General features: G+C 40.5%; 22 protein-coding genes. 7 read left to right on the plus strand and 15 right to left on the minus strand.

Features of this window, described 5'->3' with window-relative positions; genetic code table 11:
* Positions 1–330: 330 nt before the first annotated feature.
* A complete protein-coding gene (locus F542_RS10550) occupies positions 331–876 on the minus strand; it encodes a TetR/AcrR family transcriptional regulator (RefSeq protein ID WP_015431482.1) in 546 nt (181 codons plus the stop codon).
* Positions 877–949: 73 nt separating this feature from the next.
* On the minus strand, positions 950–1,864 hold the full coding sequence (locus F542_RS10555; RefSeq protein ID WP_015431481.1) for an AraC family transcriptional regulator: 915 nt from the start codon (positions 1,862–1,864) through the stop codon (positions 950–952).
* A 133-nt stretch (positions 1,865–1,997) separates the two neighbouring features.
* Between F542_RS10555 and trxA the strand changes: the two genes are divergently transcribed.
* The 4 genes from trxA to F542_RS10575 all read left to right on the plus strand — a co-directional run bounded on the left by trxA (position 1,998) and on the right by F542_RS10575 (position 3,857).
* Complete coding sequence (gene trxA / locus F542_RS10560; protein ID WP_015431480.1) at positions 1,998–2,321, plus strand: thioredoxin; 324 nt, start codon at positions 1,998–2,000, stop codon at positions 2,319–2,321.
* A gap of 11 nt (positions 2,322–2,332) precedes the next feature.
* Positions 2,333–3,118 carry an SDR family NAD(P)-dependent oxidoreductase gene (locus tag F542_RS10565; protein WP_025267508.1) on the plus strand — a complete coding sequence of 262 codons (786 nt, stop codon included), beginning with the start codon at positions 2,333–2,335 and terminating at the stop codon, positions 3,116–3,118.
* Between the two features lie 20 nt (positions 3,119–3,138).
* Positions 3,139–3,465, plus strand: coding sequence for a carboxymuconolactone decarboxylase family protein (locus tag F542_RS10570; RefSeq protein ID WP_015431478.1), 327 nt, complete (start codon positions 3,139–3,141; stop codon positions 3,463–3,465).
* 68 nt (positions 3,466–3,533) lie between these two features.
* On the plus strand, positions 3,534–3,857 hold the full coding sequence (locus tag F542_RS10575) for a thioredoxin family protein (protein WP_025267509.1): 324 nt from the start codon (positions 3,534–3,536) through the stop codon (positions 3,855–3,857).
* 35 nt (positions 3,858–3,892) lie between these two features.
* On the opposite strand, the gene F542_RS10580 is transcribed toward F542_RS10575, so the two are convergent.
* The 4 genes from F542_RS10580 to F542_RS10595 form a co-directional block, all read right to left on the minus strand.
* A complete protein-coding gene (locus F542_RS10580) occupies positions 3,893–4,879 on the minus strand; it encodes a helix-turn-helix transcriptional regulator (RefSeq protein ID WP_015431476.1) in 987 nt (328 codons plus the stop codon).
* A gap of 30 nt (positions 4,880–4,909) precedes the next feature.
* Entirely contained in the window at positions 4,910–5,581 is a 672-nt protein-coding gene (locus F542_RS10585; RefSeq protein WP_015431475.1) for an alpha/beta hydrolase, read from the minus strand.
* The gene (locus F542_RS10590) at positions 5,572–6,246 is read right to left on the minus strand and encodes a DsbA family oxidoreductase (protein WP_025267510.1); all 675 of its coding nucleotides are present in this window, start codon (positions 6,244–6,246) and stop codon (positions 5,572–5,574) included. Before F542_RS10590 ends, F542_RS10585 begins: the two co-directional genes overlap by 10 nt.
* A 95-nt stretch (positions 6,247–6,341) precedes the next feature.
* Positions 6,342–7,262, minus strand: coding sequence for a LysR family transcriptional regulator (locus F542_RS10595; RefSeq protein ID WP_015431473.1), 921 nt, complete (start codon positions 7,260–7,262; stop codon positions 6,342–6,344).
* 114 nt (positions 7,263–7,376) lie between these two features.
* Here F542_RS10595 and F542_RS10600 point away from each other — a divergent pair, with 114 nt between their 5' ends.
* Both F542_RS10600 and F542_RS10605 read left to right on the plus strand, forming a co-directional pair.
* Entirely contained in the window at positions 7,377–7,760 is a 384-nt protein-coding gene (locus tag F542_RS10600; protein WP_025267511.1) for a nuclear transport factor 2 family protein, read from the plus strand.
* 71 nt (positions 7,761–7,831) lie between these two features.
* A complete protein-coding gene (locus tag F542_RS10605; RefSeq protein ID WP_015431471.1) occupies positions 7,832–8,410 on the plus strand; it encodes a flavin reductase family protein in 579 nt (192 codons plus the stop codon).
* Here F542_RS10605 and F542_RS10610 read toward each other — a convergent pair whose 3' ends face one another.
* Positions 8,411–9,280 carry a DMT family transporter gene (locus tag F542_RS10610; RefSeq protein WP_025267512.1) on the minus strand — a complete coding sequence of 290 codons (870 nt, stop codon included), beginning with the start codon at positions 9,278–9,280 and terminating at the stop codon, positions 8,411–8,413.
* Positions 9,281–9,331: 51 nt separating this feature from the next.
* A complete protein-coding gene (locus F542_RS10615; RefSeq protein ID WP_015431469.1) occupies positions 9,332–10,345 on the minus strand; it encodes an MBL fold metallo-hydrolase in 1,014 nt (337 codons plus the stop codon).
* Positions 10,346–10,662: 317 nt separating this feature from the next.
* Between F542_RS10615 and F542_RS10620 the strand changes: the two genes are divergently transcribed.
* The gene (locus F542_RS10620) at positions 10,663–11,670 is read left to right on the plus strand and encodes an MBL fold metallo-hydrolase (protein ID WP_038445859.1); all 1,008 of its coding nucleotides are present in this window, start codon (positions 10,663–10,665) and stop codon (positions 11,668–11,670) included.
* 35 nt (positions 11,671–11,705) lie between these two features.
* Here F542_RS10620 and F542_RS10625 read toward each other — a convergent pair whose 3' ends face one another.
* The 7 genes from F542_RS10625 to atpH all read right to left on the minus strand — a co-directional run bounded on the left by F542_RS10625 (position 11,706) and on the right by atpH (position 18,267).
* Positions 11,706–12,533 (minus strand): patatin-like phospholipase family protein, encoded by an 828-nt coding sequence (locus tag F542_RS10625; protein WP_025267513.1) that lies wholly within the window; start codon positions 12,531–12,533, stop codon positions 11,706–11,708.
* A 90-nt stretch (positions 12,534–12,623) separates the two neighbouring features.
* Positions 12,624–13,439, minus strand: a complete 816-nt coding sequence (locus F542_RS10630) for an MgtC/SapB family protein (protein WP_015431465.1) — start codon at positions 13,437–13,439, stop codon at positions 12,624–12,626.
* An 8-nt stretch (positions 13,440–13,447) separates the two neighbouring features.
* Positions 13,448–13,867, minus strand: a complete 420-nt coding sequence (locus F542_RS10635) for a F0F1 ATP synthase subunit epsilon (RefSeq protein WP_015431464.1) — start codon at positions 13,865–13,867, stop codon at positions 13,448–13,450.
* A gap of 25 nt (positions 13,868–13,892) precedes the next feature.
* Entirely contained in the window at positions 13,893–15,266 is a 1,374-nt protein-coding gene (gene atpD / locus F542_RS10640; RefSeq protein WP_025267515.1) for a F0F1 ATP synthase subunit beta, read from the minus strand.
* A gap of 21 nt (positions 15,267–15,287) precedes the next feature.
* Entirely contained in the window at positions 15,288–16,154 is an 867-nt protein-coding gene (atpG, locus tag F542_RS10645; protein WP_015431462.1) for a F0F1 ATP synthase subunit gamma, read from the minus strand.
* Positions 16,155–16,179: 25 nt separating this feature from the next.
* Positions 16,180–17,721: a F0F1 ATP synthase subunit alpha gene (gene atpA, locus F542_RS10650; RefSeq protein WP_015431461.1), complete on the minus strand. Its 1,542-nt coding sequence runs from the start codon at positions 17,719–17,721 to the stop codon at positions 16,180–16,182.
* Positions 17,722–17,733: 12 nt separating this feature from the next.
* Positions 17,734–18,267, minus strand: a complete 534-nt coding sequence (atpH, locus tag F542_RS10655; protein ID WP_015431460.1) for a F0F1 ATP synthase subunit delta — start codon at positions 18,265–18,267, stop codon at positions 17,734–17,736.
* Between the last annotated feature and the right edge of the window lie 7 nt (positions 18,268–18,274).

An 18,274-nucleotide genomic window follows, 5' to 3' on the forward strand; every position in this document is an offset into this window, starting at 1 on the left:
TTTATCGGCAACAAGATTTTGCTTACACTGCCTTTTATTCAATATAAAGAAAGGAACATATAATGCAAAATCGTATTTGCCAAATTTTAAACATTAAAAAGCCGATTGTTCAAGGGCCACTTTCGTGGCTTGCGAATTGGTATGTTAGAAGGCAATAGTGATGAGGATATATTTCATTAGGCACAGGAATTGGGGCGATTAAAGCCGTGAAAAGTGTCGCTGATATTGTTGATGAATTGATGTTAGGCATTGCCTGATTTTGTAAAATTAAACTAAAAACAACCGCTTGCGTATAACAAGCGGTTGTTTTCTTTGTAAAATCTGCAAAGATTAACGAGCCCCCAAGATATCAATCATCTCCGCCCATTCACCAAACACCTGTGGAATAGGCAGAATCTCACCTTTTTCAAAGGCATAACGGTGACTTGCAAGAGCGATGGTTGCAAAGACAGTGGCTTGATAATCCCAATCCTTCTCAACAGATTTCACTTTTTGGGCGTGAGCAATGAAGGCATCTTTTAATAATGCGTGCATATCATCATACAAATGATGGCGTGGGGTTTTAATTTGCCAAAGTGCCAAAATCAGCCGCCGTTTTTCCAACAAGCGGTTGCCGATGGTTTGCATAAATCGCAGTAAATCATCGCTTTCAAAACGCTTTTTGAGCAGGTCTTGATATTCCGCCTTCACTTCTTTTATCAATTTGCCAACCAAATCGCTTTTGCCCGAATAATAGCGGTAAAAAGTGGTGCGGTTAATCAAGGCTTTTTCAATGATTTCTTGTACCTGCACTTTTTCAAACGGTTTTTCATCTAATAACTCAATCAAAGCGTTTTGGATTGCCAGATGGGTTTTGATTACTCTTAAATCGTTCATCTTTTTTCAAAAAACGGCAAAAAGGTAGGCAGTTTAAAAAATCTATTTACTCACTAATGTATCTCTCCAAAATCTACACAATTCGCCCATAGTGCATTTCATCTTCTTTTAGCCGTTGAATATCTTTGAGTGGGGGTAAACCAAACATTCTGGCGTATTCTCGGCTAAATTGATTTGGGCTTTCATAACCGACCTCAAAAGCAGTGCGTGTCGCATCAAAATGTTGTTTGAACATTAAACGTCTAGCGTGTTGCAGGCGGAGTTGTTTTTGATATTGCAATGGGCTAACGCCAGTGATTTTTTTGAAATGTTGCCGTAGTGATGATGGGCTCATAAACACCATTTCGGCCAACTGCTCAATCTCTATTTTTTCGGCATAATGTTCGTTGAAATGGGCAATGATTTTTGCAATGTTATGTTCTACTGTTCCGTTGGTGAGTAGTTTCCGTAGCATCGGTAAATGCTCACTGGTTAATAAACGCACGGCAATTTCTCGCTCAATCAAAGGGGCAAGATAAGGTTGTAATTGAGGTTGTTGTAACAGTTTCACATAGCGTAGCACAGCATCAAGCAAATCATCATCAGCAGGAAAAACAGAGAGAGAGTCAGACAGAGCTGAACGGTCGGTTTGCCATTGGATTTGTTCATCTAATTCTCGTAACAACATGACATCAAGTTCAATGCGTAAACTTAAATAAGGCTTATGCTGGCTGGCTTCTAATACATTAGACACTACGGGTAATTCCACCGTGGTTAATGCAGTTTGTCCTGCTTCTAATACCATCACGGTTTCACAAAAATTCAAATGTTGCGAACCTTGCACCACTAAAACGAGGCTTAACGGATAAATACAAGGCATGGGATTCGTGGAGTGGTTACGGCGACAGAGTTGTAACGATGTTAGTTCTGTTGGGGAAAAACTGCCTGTTTGTTGAGTGAATTGTTGTATGAGTTCAGCCAGTTCTTGGCAGATTTGCTTTTTCATCATCTATCCTTTATCCATTTTCCTTATTTTAAGATCGCTTGTCATTTTAGGCAATAATCTACTCTCTTTTGGCAAGATTCACTCTTTCTCTCTTCCTATAATACACGCCATCAAAACAACCGATTAAGGAAACAAAATGAGTCAAATTATTTATTCAAATGATGCTGATTTCAGCAAAGAAGTATTGCAGTCGGAACTACCTGTGTTAGTGGATTTTTATGCAGATTGGTGTCCGCCGTGCCAGATGATTGCCCCAAGTTTAGATGCACTCGCAGAAGAATTCGCAGGCAAAGCGAAGATCGTCAAAATCAATGTAGATCAAAACCAATCCTTAGCGATGAAATATGATGTGCGTAGTATTCCAACGTTAATCACGTTTAAAAATGGCGAGATGAAACAACGCTCGGCAGGAGCAATGCCAAAATCGCAATTAGCGAGTTTTATTCAAAATGCAATGTAGTAGGAGAAGAAATGAGTGCCTTTAAAAATCACAAATTATTAGTTATTGGTGGCACGAGTGGTGTCGGGTTTGAAACAGCAAAATTAGTGCTAGAACAAGGTGGTTCGGCGGTCATTGTCGGCAATCGCCCTGAAAAAGCCGAAGAAGCACGCAAACAATTAGCAGAAATTGCAGGTTGCGATAAGATTACCGCATTAACCGCGAATTTGTTAGATATGGCAAACGTCAATGCCTTAATTGAAAAATTAACCGCAGAACATCGTGATATTGATTTAGTGGTCAATTCCGCTGGGGTTTATTTCCCAAATCACTTTTTGGAAACTGATGAAAAAGCCTACGATGGTTATTTAAATTTAAATAAAGCGGTCTTTTTCATTACGCAAGCGGTCGCAAAATTGATGATTTCTGCGAAAAGAGGCGGTTCTATTGTGAACATTACCGCTGCACTTTCTCAGCTTCCTGTGAAATCAACGCCGATGGCAGCCTACTCAATGGCAAAATTTGGCTTAGAAGCTCTCACTAAAAATGCAGCTGCTGAGCTTGCAGAACATCAAATTCGTGTGAATGCGTTACCGATAGGGATTATTGAAACCCGTATTTTTGAGCGTTTTGCCAATGCTGAACAAGTAGATTCTGCGTTGGAAAATTTCAAAAAATATCACGCTCTGGGGAGAAATGGTACGCCTCGAGAGGTGGCTGAAACCGCGGCATTTTTACTGTCGGATAAAGCTGCTTGGGTAACAGGGGCAATTTGGAATGTGGACGGCGGTGCAATGACTCGTCGTGATGATGTGTAATGAAAGAAAAGGAATAAAAAATGTGGAAAGAAACACTCTCTAAATTAGTTAAAGGGATTGGGAATTTTAATAAAGCAAATCCTAATGTGACTCAGGCTATTCATCAATTAGAAGAAGCCACACAGAAAAATAGCCCGCTTGATGCGAAAACGCACGAACTCATCGCGCTTGCGGTGGCTGTAACCACTCGTTGCGATGGCTGTATCTCCGCCCACGTTCACGCAGCGAAAAAAGTCGGTGCAAGCAAAGAGGAAATTGCAGCGGCACTGGGTACGGCAATTGCACTCAATGCTGGAGCAGCCTATGTTTATTCTAGCCACGTTGTGGATGCTTACGATGAGCTTTAATTCGTTATTTTAGGTGTAAGGCAGGGTCTCCTGCCTTTGTTGTGTTTGCACAAACGTGGAGAAATAAAATGAAAATCGCCAATGATATTCAAACCATTCAACAACATATTCAAGCCAATAAATTGAGCCTACTTTATGTTAAAGCGCCGAATTGTGGGGTTTGTACGGTTTTTCGTAAACAAGTTGGTGAAATCGTGGCGGCCTTACCTACAATTGCAGGAATTGAAACGGATATTCGCCAAGTACCAGAAATTGCGGCTTACTATCATATTCTTACTGCACCTGCTGTGCTTTTTTTTGCCGAAGGTAAAGAGATATTTCGCAGTGCGAGATATATCAATATGGCAGAATTACGAGAGAGGTTAGTTCAATATAGTGAAGTATATGGCTAACAAGCGGTCTTTTTTTCTTAAAATCTGCAATGTTGCTAAGCATATTTTCTTTCTTTTCGCCACAGCATAGGTGATTTCCCTGTCCATTTCTTAAATGCTCGGCTGAAAGAGTGAATATCTTGATAGCCGAGATAAAAAGCGATTTCGCCAATAGTAATGTCCACTTTGGTTAATAATGTTTCCGCACTTTCAATACGTACTGCTTCCAATAATTTTGCAAATGATATGCCTTCTGCTTTTAATCGCCGTTGGAGTGTACGAGGGGTGATAAAGAGCTGTTTTGCCACTTGCTCAATCGTGGGTTTTTCACCATTTAGGCATTGGCGAATTTCTTGTTTTATTTGGCTGTTCAAATCAGTGGTCAGTACGGACGTATTGTTTTCCCCAAATAGCAACATTAATTCAGGATTGCTATGGGCAAGCGGTAAATTTAAATCACTTTTGGCGTAAATTAACGCATTTTCACGGCAGTTTAACTGAATTTCACAACCAAAATAATCACTGTAATCCGCGACAAGATGAGGACGTTGTAGCTCGATTCGCTTTGGTTTAGGTGCATTCGGCAAACTGCGATCTAAGATATGTTGTACCGCCCCAAAAAACATATCGGTAATAATATGCGGTTCAGGTTGCTGACTATATTGCCATTGCGACAAAATCCGAATGTTATCGCTTGTTTCGTGCAATATGACTGATTGCGGACAAACCATTGCTTTATAACGCGCTAAGCGTTGTAACGCTTCTTTAAATGTGCCTGAATGGAGCATTGCGAGTAAGATAAACTCATTGCCTGCTTGATTATTACCATCAAGGAGTTTAAATGCCAATAAGGGATCGTGATTGACTTTTTCCACCGCTTGCCAAAAGGCGAAATAGTCGGCGGTATTGAGTGTGGCTTGTGGTTCCGTTAACACCATAGGCGAAATGCCCACTGATTTTAACAACTGGGGAATGTTAAATCCCAGTTCCGCAAGGCGAAATAGGACGTTATGAAATAATGGAAATTTATCAGGTGCAGACATTTTATTAGCGGTTAAAGGCGAGACTATTACCTATTTTAATGAGCAAAATGCTAATTGTGCAACAAGCCACTGCTTTAAATCTGCTATTTCATCATTGTTTAACGTATGCCCAATGGGATAACGTTGAAAGTGTAAGGCTCTTTCTTGTGCCAATTTAGCTACCCCTTGTTCAATTTGAGCAAGAGTAATCAAATTATCTTCCTCTCCGTGAGCAAGAAAAATTGGCGTATGGGCATTTTGAGTGTGGCTTTGCCAACTTTCAGCGAGTGGTAAGTAACCCGACAAGCCAAAAATACCTGCCAATGGTTGCGGATATTGCGTGCCAGCCAAAAGTGAAATGGCACACCCTTGCGAAAAACCGCCCAAAATGATCCGCTTGCTTTCAATCCCTTGTCTAATTAAATCATCAATCAGTGATTGCACATAAGCAGCCGCACTCAAAATCCCCTGACGATCTTCATTCGCCAAAAAATTATCGCCTCGTAAATCATACCAGCCCGAGACATTTCCCTTCGCCCACGTAACAGGGCGAATTGGGGCGTGGGGTAGCACAAACATCGTGTTGGGTAGATGTTGAGCAAAATAACGTGCGACCGATTCAAAATGCAAACCGCTGGTGGTTAAGCCGTGTAGAAAAATGACCGCAGAATCCGCTTTTTCAGGGCGGATTATCAGTGGCTCAGCACGAGGAATTAATGGCATCCGTCTACTCCACAAGCGGTCGGTTTTGCGTGATTTTCTGCAAATTGTTCACGCAAGATTGCTAAAAATTGGGCAGGTGGTTGTGATCCAGGGACAGCTACCTTGCCATCAATGACAAAAAACGGCACAGCCGTTACGCCAATTTGGCGAGCTAATTGCTCGTCTGCACGAACTTGATCGGCAAATTCATCGGTATCTAGCATTTGTACGACTCGTTCGGTAGGAATACCAATGTCTGTTGCAAAGTGGATAAGATTTTCACGGCTTGCTAAGGGCAGATTTTCAGTGAAATAGGCGTGAAACAGGCGTTCATTCATTTCAGCCCCCTTACCTAAACTTTCGGCTAATTTGGTTAAACGATGGGCATTAAAGGTATTCGTATTTTGCACATTTTCGTAGTTCATCGCTAAACCTGCACCGCTGGCTAATTGCTCAATATGGCGAATCATCTCCATTGCACCAGCAGGTGTTTTGCCATATTTCATCTCAATTCGCCCTTGTGTGGTATTGGTTACTGTTTGTCCTGCGTGTGGATAGAGTTCAAAGGCTTTATGCTCAATTTCAACCGATTCAGCCTCTTCAAACTCAGCCAACGCTTGTTCTAAATAACGCTTACCAATATAGCAAAATGGACAAGCATAATCGGAATACATTTCAATTTTCATTTTGTGTCCTTGATGGGGGAAAAGTACGACTATTTTAGGACGGTTTTGGTTACTCAGTTAGGCAGAAAGCGACAATAATTTAACAAAAGACGACATTATACTTTATTTCTTTTGGCTTCAAGCATTTGCACGGTATCAAATAAACGTTGACGTAGCCATTTTTGAATGCGATCTTGATGAGTTCGCTCGTGCCAAGCCATCACTTTGGTGTAATGTTCTGCTTCAAAAGGTGGTGCTTTGATAATTAAGTCATCTTCTACGTGGATTAAATGTTCGGGAACAACGGCTAAATAATCACTTTGGCGCAGTAATTCGGGAATCAATGCAAAATTTTGTACAGAAACAGCTACTTTTCGTTGATAACCTAATGAATGTAATACTCTATCTGTTGCACCAGAAAATCCGCCTCCGAAAAATGATCCTAAAATAAAATGATATTGGCAGAAATTTTCTAATGTCCACGCTTGTTGCAAAATAGGGTGGTTTTGTCGCATTGCACAGACATAATTTTCTTGATAGAGCGGTTTGTAATGTAGCTTTTCAGGTACAGCAAGGTTGGATAATAGGGCTAAATCTAATTCCCCTTTTTCTAGCATTGTCTCCATATCGTGATTTTGTAAGGTTAAAAATGCCGTTTTTACGTTAGGGGCAATTTGCTGTAATTGTTGTATAAATGGTACGCCAATGGCTCGGAAAGCATTATCTGTAGCACCAATTTTTAATGTGATAGCTAATTCAGCGGGATTAAATTCATTGGGTTGAACTAAGCTTTCTAATTCTTGCAAAATGCGTTTAAGGGGAGCGGCAAGTGTCATTGCACGGTCAGTCGGAATCATGCCATTTGATGTGCGAATGAGCAACGGATCGGCAAAATAGAGACGCAAGCGGGCTAACATTCCGCTCACGGCTGGTTGAGTTAAAGCTAATCGTTCTGCCGCTCGTGTCACATTACGCTCTTCTAACAGGGCATTTAATGCTTTAAGTAAATTCAGGTCAAGGTTATTCAAATTTACCATTATCACAAATCCTTATAATAATTATTCTTTTTCATAATTTCTATTATAACCAATCTCAATCTATACTGCACGCCATCGTAATCAAGCGAAAAAATGATTTATAGGAGAATAATCATGACAAAACCCACTTATACTCAAGATTACAAAGCCATTGAAGATTTATTATTAAATCAATATAGTGAAGGTGGTAAACAAGCAAACAGTGAAATAATGAAACCCGCTTTTGATGCTGTCGCTACAATGTACAGTGTAGATGAAAAAGGCACATTGGCAGGAGGTGCAGTAACTGATACTCTTTTCCCAACTATTGATGATCACTTTAAACCATCAGAAAACCCTGTGGTTGCCATTGCTTATATTGATATTACAGGCACAGCGGCTTCCGCTCGTGTGGATACTGATAATCTCAGTGGCTATGGTTTTACCGATTATTTCAATTTGTTGAAAGTAAATGGTAAATGGACGATTGTGAGTAAAATTTTCCACGCTCATTATTAATCATTATACAAGCGGTAAATTTTGCAGATTTTTTTGCAAAATAGCCGCTTGTTACGTTTCTAGGAGAAGATATGGCAATTAAACCTGTTGAAATTTCAAAATTCTATCGTTTGGTAAATCATGGGCCAACAGCAATGATTTCAGCCAAACATAACCATATTGAAAATGTTATGTCCGCTTCGTGGGTGTGTGCATTAGATTTTGCACCGCAAGCGAAAATGATGATTGTGGTGGATAAAGCTGCTTATACCCGAACTTTAATTGAACAAAGTGGCTATTTTGCTGTACAGGTTCCAACAGTTGCTCAAGCAGAATTGGTTTTAGATATGGGCGAAAGCCGTAAGGAAAATCCACATAAATTGGATAATGTGCCACTATTTTATTTAGAGAATGTTGATATTCCGCTTGTTGAAGGTTGTGCGGCTTGGATTATCTGCCGAGTGATTGATGAACCACATAATCAGCAAGTACACGATTTATTTATTGGAGAAGTAATTTCGGCTTGGGCTGACGATCAAATGTTTGATAATGGACGGTGGAAATTTGATGAACTGCCCGATGATCTAAAAACGTTGCACTATGTTGCAGGTGGACAATTCTATCAAATTGGTAAAGGCTTTAACTTAAGTCGTGGCCCCAATGTGGAGTAGTTATTTTTGTCTCATCACATTTAGGCGGTAAATGAGCAAAGCGGATAAAACAAAAGTACTTCCCATTATTTTCGTTGTAGATAAGTTTTCTGCCATAAAGAGCGTACTGAGCAATAGCGTCCATACAGGTTCTAAAATCATAATTAGTGCCCCATTGCCTAAGTCGCTAAGCTTTTGTCCCCATGTTTGCAATAAAAAGCGAGCATTCGTCCCGATAAGTACACTTAATGTGAGCCAAAGCCAAGTTGGTGAACTAATTTGAGTGGGGAATGTTTCAAATAGTGCAGAATAGATGCTGGCAGATATTGCTACCATACTGAGTTGAATAGTCGTTAATGCCAATACGGGAAGATGTTGTGCATAACGACTATTTAGCACAAATTGCACAGCTGCCCAAAATGCAGTAAATAAAAAGAAGAGGGTATCTAACTGAAACCCCGATTGCTCTGTACCATTATTGGCAAGCAAATACATTCCGATAATTGCCGATGGTAATGCAAACCAAAAACGTCGTATTGGGCGTTGTCGATATAATCCCCATGCAATTAAGGGAGCGGCAAGCATTGCTAAGCTCAGTAAAAATGCACCTTTTCCGAGTTCTGTGGTGTATTTGACTCCCATCACCCAAAAGAATAGATATAAACAAAATGATAGCCCGACGAATACAGCATATCGCCATTGTTGGCGATTGAGAGATTTAAGTTGTGGTAAAGCAAAAGGCAGAAAAAGTAGGGTAGCGAAAGAAAAACGTAAAGCAATAAAAGCTACTGCGGGCAGTTCTACTATGGCATTTTTGGAAAATAACCAACCGAATGCTGCGGTAAGGGTAGCCAGTAAAAGTAACCATTCACCACGATATTTTTGCATCATAAACATTCCTTAAAAATCACCGCACTTTCCCGTAGAAAAGTGCGGTAAAAACTATTGACGAATAGGGCGATACTCTACGGGAATCCAACGATAACCACCGTCTTTTTCTACTCGTAGGTGACCTAATCCAGGGAACGGCAAATGAGCTCCTGCCACTAAAATTTCACGTTTTGCAATTTCAGGTAGCGCATTTAAACGACTTTTACGAGCAGAAATAGAATCTGCATCAAAATCTACTGCCACCTCAGGGTGAGCCATTTGAATAGCGTGGTTATGGATTAAATCTCCCCATACCAACATTGTTTCGCCTTTTGAGGTAAACTCAAAACCGTTATGTCCTAAGGTATGCCCATGCAATGGAATGGATTTAACGCCTGGAATGACCTCCTCGCCAGAATCATAGTATTTCACTTGATTATTAGCTAAATAAGGCGCAGCTGCTTCTCTTGCCCAAGCGACAAACGGTTTAGCATTATCAGAGAGTTTTTCTTCTGGGGTATCAAGCCAAAATGCTTTTTCCTGGTTAGACAGATAAATTGTTGCATTTGGAAAGACTTTTTTACCCTCTACGGTTACACCACTAAAATGATCAGCGTGCATATGAGTTGGTAGGATAGTGTCAATTTGCTCAGCTTTATAGCCAGCTGCTTCAAGGCTGGCAATCAGCATTCCTTTTTCATCAACAAAAATTGGATCTTGCACATCACCTTTACCTGCATCAATAAGGATTAAGTTGTCACCAGTATTGACTAAAAACGCAATGATTGCTGTATCTACTCCACCAGTAGCGGTTTTAGGGCTAAATTTGTGCTCAATTAAGGTATCAAGTTCTGCTTTGCTTAATTTTGAGTAATTTGCAAATAAAGTACTATCAAGCGATGCCGCTCCATCATAAAGTGCGGTTACCTCAAAATCCCCTAACATCACACGGAAATATCCAGGAACTTGGGTTAATTGCATAGGTACAGGATTTTTCGCAGGAATATGTACAGGGTGTGCAGAGAGGTTCGGGGTAATAAAAGAAATGCAGGCAGAGATTGCCAAAGTTAATAATGTTTTTTTCATAAAAGTCCTCAATAATAAAAGTGGTGGTATTTTAGGGTAACTTTTTACAGGGTGTTACACAGAAAGCGACAAGCATTTGGCAAAAGACGACATTGTGCGTGTAGTGAACACGAATCTCATAGCAAGCGGTGGATTTTGTATTTTTTTCTGCAACATTGACCGCTTGTGATTTCCAATTAAGCCATCTCTTTTACCTATATTGGCAATCTTGCAAAATCAGCAAAACTGATTTGCTGTTTTCTTTATTTTTCAGAAAAAATTTCTCCCTATAATGCCACCCAACGAAACGCATTGGGCGTTTCTTATTGGAGAAAATTATGAAATTATCAACTGTAATGAAAGCATTAGTTGCAGCCGCTGTGATGGCAAGCCCTGTGGCTTTTGCACACGGTACACACGCTGTACACCAGCCTAAAGAAAATGTCGTGGCACAAAAACGTACACAAGTAGATGGTTACTACCGTATGATGATTGGCGATTATGAAGTTACCGCACTTTATGATGGCTATCTCTCTATCGGTGCACCTGTTTACCAAGAATTTACCAAACTGACTAAACAAGAGTTAGATGATTTAATTTCAGGGCAATTCCGCCCAATGTTGGCTGATGGTGGTGTGCAAACTGCGGTAACGGGTTACTTAATCAATACAGGCAAAAACTTAGTCTTGCTTGATGCTGGTTCGGGCGATGTGTTTGATGATAAAGTGGGGAAATTAACAGAGAGCTTAATTAAAGCAGGTTATCTCCCTGAGCAAGTGGATACCATTATTCCAACGCATTTACACTTTGACCATTTCAGTGGGGTTACTCGCAATGGCAAAATGGAATTTCCTAATGCCACTGTCTATATCGCTAATCAAGAGAAAGCATTTTGGTTAGATACGCCTATCAAAGAGATGCCAGAGCATACGCAAAAATATGCACAATGGACGCGTGATGCCGTTGCACCTTATGCCGCCGCAGGACAAGTGAAATACTATGATTTAGGTGATGAGATCATTCCGAATTTCAAATCCGTTGCGACAACTGGGCATACACCGGGGCATAGCAGTGTAGAAGTGAGCTCAAAAGGTGAAACACTGTTTGTCTGGGGGGATTTATTACATAATCACGCATTGCAATTGCCAGAACCTGACGTTGCCGCAGAATTTGACGTAGATGCACAAGGGGCAAGACAAGCTCGTTTAGATATTCTGCCACAATTAGCCGAACGCAAAGTGTGGATCGCAGGGGCACACTTGCCATTCCCGGGATTGGGGCATTTACGCAAAGAATCCAAAGGCTTCTCTTGGGTGCCGATTGAGTATATTCCGTTGGAATATTAATTTTCGTTTTGCGTAGCGGAAAACGATAAGAGTTTTTACCACCAACTTGAAGGAGATTCGGGTTGGTGGTTTTTATTACGCATTAATCCATCTTTTACTTTATGAAATTCTCTTTTTGCTGCTTGATAACCGATCTGGAAAATCTCCTGCTGGCGTTTATCAGATATTTCAAAGGTATTATATTGTACGATTTTTTCAGGATTGATAAGCCAATCACATAAGCGATTTTGCATAGCCGCATTTTGCGCCATCATAATATCAATCGCGCGCCACGCTACTTGCGGTAACAATGCAAACTCGTTCGCTGATTTATAATCCGCCCCCCTATCTAAATTGACACCAATTAAATAATCACACCGCCCTTGAATGACATTTACTGGAAAATTATTCAAAATACCACCATCACTATATATCTCGCCTTCTACCTTAACTGGAGAAAAGATTCCAGGAAAAGCACAAGAAGCAACTACCGCTTCTTTTATTTTGGTATGACGTCCAAAAATTTTACTTCTCCCTGTTTCCATATTAGTTGCAGAAATATAGAGCTCTTTCGCTAAATCCCCTAAACACATTTCACCAAAGATATTATCTAAATACACCATAAATTTATCGGCATTAAATAACCCGCTTTTTACCAGAGATAAATGGTTCACATTAAATAGATTCACCGAACGAAAAAATGCCAAAATTTCGTCAGGGCTTTTACCAAGTGCATACAAGCTACCTACAATCGCTCCGGCACTTGTCCCAGATATGATTTGAATATCAATCTGTTGTTCCTGCAAAAATTTCAACACGCCTGCGTGAGCTAAACCTTTATGCCCACCACCAGAAAGTGCTAAGCCTATTGTTTTGTTCACCATTTTTACCCTCGTTTCCATTCAAGTTCACAATAAAATACAAGCGGTTCGATTTTTCAATTTTTTTGCAAAAAAATGCTAATTTTAAACCGCTTAATCCATAACGTATTTCACTTCAATATTATGTAAGCCTTCCAATACTTTTAGATCTCGGTAGATATGATAAGACGAGTTTTCTTCTGGCGTTTTAGCATTAATCGTAATACTTAATATATTGTCTTGTTCTCGCTCTTTAATATTCAGCGAACTTACTGTGCAATCATTTGCATCAAGTGTATCTAAGATAGGTTGAAGATGATCAAGATCTTTCAATTCTAATTGTACTCGAAGCCGCTCAATCTTATCTTGCTTACGAATATGTCGTGTAATCATTGAGCTGTATTTCAAAATAAAAAACATAGCAACAGTCACAATAATGACGGCTTGATAAAAACCTGCACCAATAGAAATTCCAACCGCGGCGGCAGCCCAAATCATCGCAGCGGTGGTAATACCTGAAACGACATCATTGGTGCGATGCATAATTACACCTGTGCCGATAAAGCCTATACCACTAATAACTTGAGCAGCAAGCCGCATGGGATCGGTTCTAATATTATCTGACAACGCAGCATAATACTCTGCAGCTTGAATAGATACTATAGTGAGCAAACATGTAGTGACGGAAATAATCATACAGGTTTTAATTCCGACCGGCTTACGTTTTTTCTCACGCTCTAAGCCGATTAGGCTTCCTAAAAAACAAGCAAGACAAAGCTTGATTAATGTATTGTAATCAAAGTTCGCTAAGGTTCTTGTGATTGAATAAAGAAGATCGTCCATCGAAAAATTTCTCTTTACAAGCGGTTGATTTTGAATAATTTTTTGCAAAAATAAACCCCACGCATAGCATGCATGGGGTTTAACCATTTTATTTATTAGCGATTTACCGCTAATTTGCCTTTAGTGAGTTCATAAACGCGTAATTTCGCAATTTCTCTAGCCAGTTTTGCTGTCATATCTGCATCATGAGTTTTACTCAATGTTTCTTCCACTTTACGTTTCGCTGCAAGAATGCGCTGTTCATCAAGTTCATCACCACGAATTGCAACATCAGCAAGCACGGTAACTGTTTTAGGTTGAACTTCTAAGAAACCACCCGAGACATAGATAAATTCTTCTTTGCCATCGGCAAAGGTAAACTTCACCATTCCAGGTTTAATCGCCGTAAGCAATGGTGTATGCCCTGCATACACACCAAGTTCACCTTCTACACTAGATACACGTACACTAACGACTTCACCGCTAAATATTTGACGTTCTGCACTCACCACTGTGAGTTGAAATTGAGATGCCATGTTGTTCTCCTTTTTTTAAGAACAATTACATCTTGTTCGCTCTTTCAATCACTTCTTCAATAGAACCCGCCATATAGAACGCTTGTTCTGGAATATGGTCGTATTCGCCTTCTAAAATGCCTTTGAAACCACGAATGGTGTCTTTAAGTGAAACATATTTACCAGGAGAACCTGTAAATACTTCTGCCACGAAGAATGGTTGTGATAAGAAACGTTCAATTTTACGAGCACGTGCTACCACTAATTTGTCTTCTTCTGAAAGTTCGTCCATACCTAAGATGGCGATAATGTCTTTCAATTCTTTGTAGCGTTGTAATGTACCTTGTACACCACGAGCGACATTATAGTGCTCTTCACCAACTACTAATGGATCAAGCTGACGAGAGGTTGAATCTAAAGGATCAACTGCTGGATAGATACCAAGTGATGCAATATCACGGCTTAATACCACGGTTGAGTCTAAGTGTGCGAAAGTTGTTGCAGGCGATGGGTCTGTTAAGTCATCGGCTGGTACGTAAACTGCTTGCACAGAGGTGATAGAACCTGTTTTGGTTGAGGTGATACGCTCTTGAAGTACACCCATCTCTTCAGCAAGTGTCGGCTGATAACCTACTGCAGACGGCATACGACCTAATAATGCAGATACTTCTGTACCCGCTAAGGTATAACGGTAGATATTATCCACGAAGAATAATACATCACGACCTTCATCACGGAATTTCTCCGCCATCGTTAAGCCAGTTAATGCGACACGTAGACGGTTACCTGGTGGTTCGTTCATCTGACCGTAAACCAGTGATACTTTGTCTAATACGTTAGAGTCTTTCATTTCGTGGTAGAAGTCGTTACCTTCACGGGTACGCTCACCTACGCCTGCAAATACTGAGTAACCGCTATGCTCAATCGCAATGTTACGGATTAACTCCATCATATTTACGGTTTTACCTACACCCGCACCACCAAATAGACCAACTTTACCCCCTTTCGCAAATGGGCAGATTAAGTCGATAACTTTAATACCTGTTTCCAACAACTCAGTACTGTTTGATTGTTCTTCATAACTTGGTGCTGCACGGTGAATTGCCCAGCGCTCTTCTTCACCAATTGGACCTGCTTCATCAATCGGTTCACCTAGTACATTCATAATACGACCAAGCGTTGCTGTACCAACAGGCACTTCAATCGCTTTATGCGTATTTTCAACTTTTAAGCCACGCTTTAGGCCATCTGATGTACCAAGTGCGATACAACGAACCACACCGCCGCCTAATTGTTGTTGAACTTCAAGGGTTAATCCTGATTCAACTTTTAATGCATCGTAAACTTTTGGTACTGCATCTTGCGGAAACTCAACATCGATTACCGCACCGATGATTTGTACAATTTTTCCCGTTGCCATTACCGTTCCTCTATGTCTTTGTTAAATTGCTGCGGCACCCGCAACAATTTCATTTAATTCATTCGTAATACTTGCCTGACGGGCTTTGTTATACACCAACTGTAACTCTTTAATCAGATTACCTGCGTTATCAGTTGCTGCTTTCATTGCCACCATTCGGGCTGCCTGCTCGGATGCGAGATTATCAACAATCGCTTGATATACTTGGGATTCCAGATAACGTACCAATAGACTGTCTAATAACGCTTGTGGGCTTGGTTCATAGGTGTAATCCCAAGAACCTGTCTGCTCTAGCGAGTCATCATCTAACGCTGGCAATGGAAGTAGTTTTTGCACAGTTGGCTTTTGAGCCATAGTGTTAATAAAACGGTTATAGACGATATAAACTTCATCCAATTCACCTTCACGATAGGCATTTACCATTGTATTAACAATACCAAGCAAATCTTCCATTGTTGGAGCATCACCCAAACCATTGATTTGTGCCTTTGTTTTTAAGCCCATCGAACCAAAAAAGCCAGCGGCTTTATTACCGACTAAGCCGAGCTCGCACTGAACGCCTTTGTCTTCAAAAGCTTTTAACTCATTTAATACCGTTTTAAATAAGTTAATATTTAAGCCACCACACAAACCTCGATCAGTAGAGATAACTAAATACCCTACTTTTTTCACATCTCTTGGCTCAAGGAAAGGGTGTTTATAATCAATGTTTCCTTTGGCAATATGGCTGATTACTTTGCGAATGGTATCAGAATATGGACGGCTCGCAGCCATACGTTCTTGAGTCTTGCGCATTTTAGATGCAGCAACCATTTCCATCGCTTTGGTAATTTTCTGCGTATTACGAACACTTGCAATTTTGGTTCTTATCTCTTTAGCACCTGCCATATTATTTCTCCGCTAAAAAGTTAGATTACCAAGCACTGTTCTTTTTGAAATTGGTTAAAATTTCATGCAGCTTATCTTTAATTGAGTCATTAAAATCGCCTGATTTTGCTAAATCCTGCATAAACTCACCATAATTGCTTTGTGCGTAATCTAATAAGTTCGCTTCAAATGAGCCAATTCGCTCAACTGCAACATCATCCAAATAACCATATTCCGCGGCTGCTAGAGATAACCCTAGTTGAGCAACCGACATAGGTGCAAATTGTTTCTGTTTTAGCAATTCAGTTACTTTTTGACCGTGAGAAAGTTGTTTGCGAGTAGCATCATCAAGATCAGATGCAAACTGTGCAAATGCCGCTAATTCACGATACTGAGCAAGCGCAGTACGAATACCGCCAGATAATTTCTTAACCAGTTTAGTCTGCGCAGAACCACCTACACGGGAAACCGAGATACCTGGGTTTACCGCAGGACGAATACCGGCATTGAATAAGCCTGATTCTAAGAAAATCTGACCATCAGTAATAGAAATCACGTTAGTCGGAACGAAAGCAGAAACATCACCAGCTTGAGTTTCGATAATAGGTAATGCGGTTAAAGAACCAGTTTGGCCTTTTACAGCACCGTTAGTGAAACGCTCAACATAATCTGCATTTACTCGAGCAGCACGTTCAAGTAAGCGAGAATGGAGATAGAATACATCACCAGGGAATGCTTCACGACCAGGTGGACGGCGTAACAACAACGAAATTTGACGGTAAGCTACCGCTTGCTTAGATAAATCATCGTAAACAATTAAGGCATCTTCACCGCGATCACGGAAGTATTCACCCATTGCACACCCTGCATATGGCGCAAGATATTGTAATGCGGCAGACTCAGATGCAGAAGCAACTACCACAATAGTATTTTCTAACGCACCATGTTCTTCTAATTTACGCACTACGTTGGCGATAGTCGAAGCTTTTTGACCGATTGCAACGTAGATACATTTAATACCTGAATCACGTTGGTTGATAATTGCATCAATCGCTAAAGCTGTCTTACCAGTTTGACGGTCGCCGATAATCAACTCACGCTGACCACGACCGATTGGCACCATTGAGTCCACTGCTTTATAACCAGTTTGAACAGGTTGATCAACCGATTGACGGTCAATAACACCTGGTGCGATAACTTCAATTGGCGAGAAACCATCATTTTGAATTTCGCCTTTACCATCGATAGGCTGACCTAAGGTGTTTACTACTCGACCTAATAAACCTCGACCAACTGGTACTTCTAAAATACGACCAGTACATTTCACTTCAGTGCCTTCAGCAAGATCCGCATAAGGACCCATTACTACTGCACCGACAGAATCTCTTTCCAAGTTAAGAGCGATCGCATAACGATTGCCTGGAAGCTCAATCATTTCGCCCTGCATTACATCAGATAAGCCATGGATACGAATTACACCATCGCTTACTGAAACGATTGTCCCGGTGCTTTGTGCGTCAGATACCACATTAAACTGGGCAATTCGTTTTTTAATCAATTCACTAATTTCAGTTGAATTTAGTTGCATTTTCTATTCCTCTTACAAGCTCAGCTCTTGGCTCAAACGGTTAAGCTGACCACGACTACTGCCGTCAATTACCGTATCATCGTAGCGGATAATCACGCCAGCGAGTAGAGATGGATCTACTGCTTTAATAATACGAATGTCATTGCCTAATTTTGCTTTCATTGCTGTTGCAATTTTATCTTCCTGCGAAGCGGTCAATTCTGTTGCTGATGTTACAAATACATCTTTTACAGACTCATATTCCGAACGCAAGGCATTAAATTCTGCAAATACAGCAGATAAAGCACTTAGGCGTTTATTCTCAGCCATTACACGAATGAAATTTTGCCCAAATTGGTCCAGTTGTTCACCACAAATCGCTATAAACATCTCTGCGATTTTATTGCTTGAAAGTGAAGACGTTAAATACTCACTCACTTGATTATTTTCAGAAACTAATGCAGCAAACTTTAACATTTCCTGCCATTTGTTCAACTGACCATTCTCTAAAGCAAAATCAAAAGCTGCTTTAGCGTAGGGGCGAGCTATTGTAGTTAATTCAGACATCTGCCCC

It is taken from the genome of Bibersteinia trehalosi USDA-ARS-USMARC-188 (assembly GCF_000521725.1).
In the GTDB taxonomy this organism is placed as follows: Bacteria; Pseudomonadota; Gammaproteobacteria; order Enterobacterales; family Pasteurellaceae; genus Bibersteinia; species Bibersteinia trehalosi.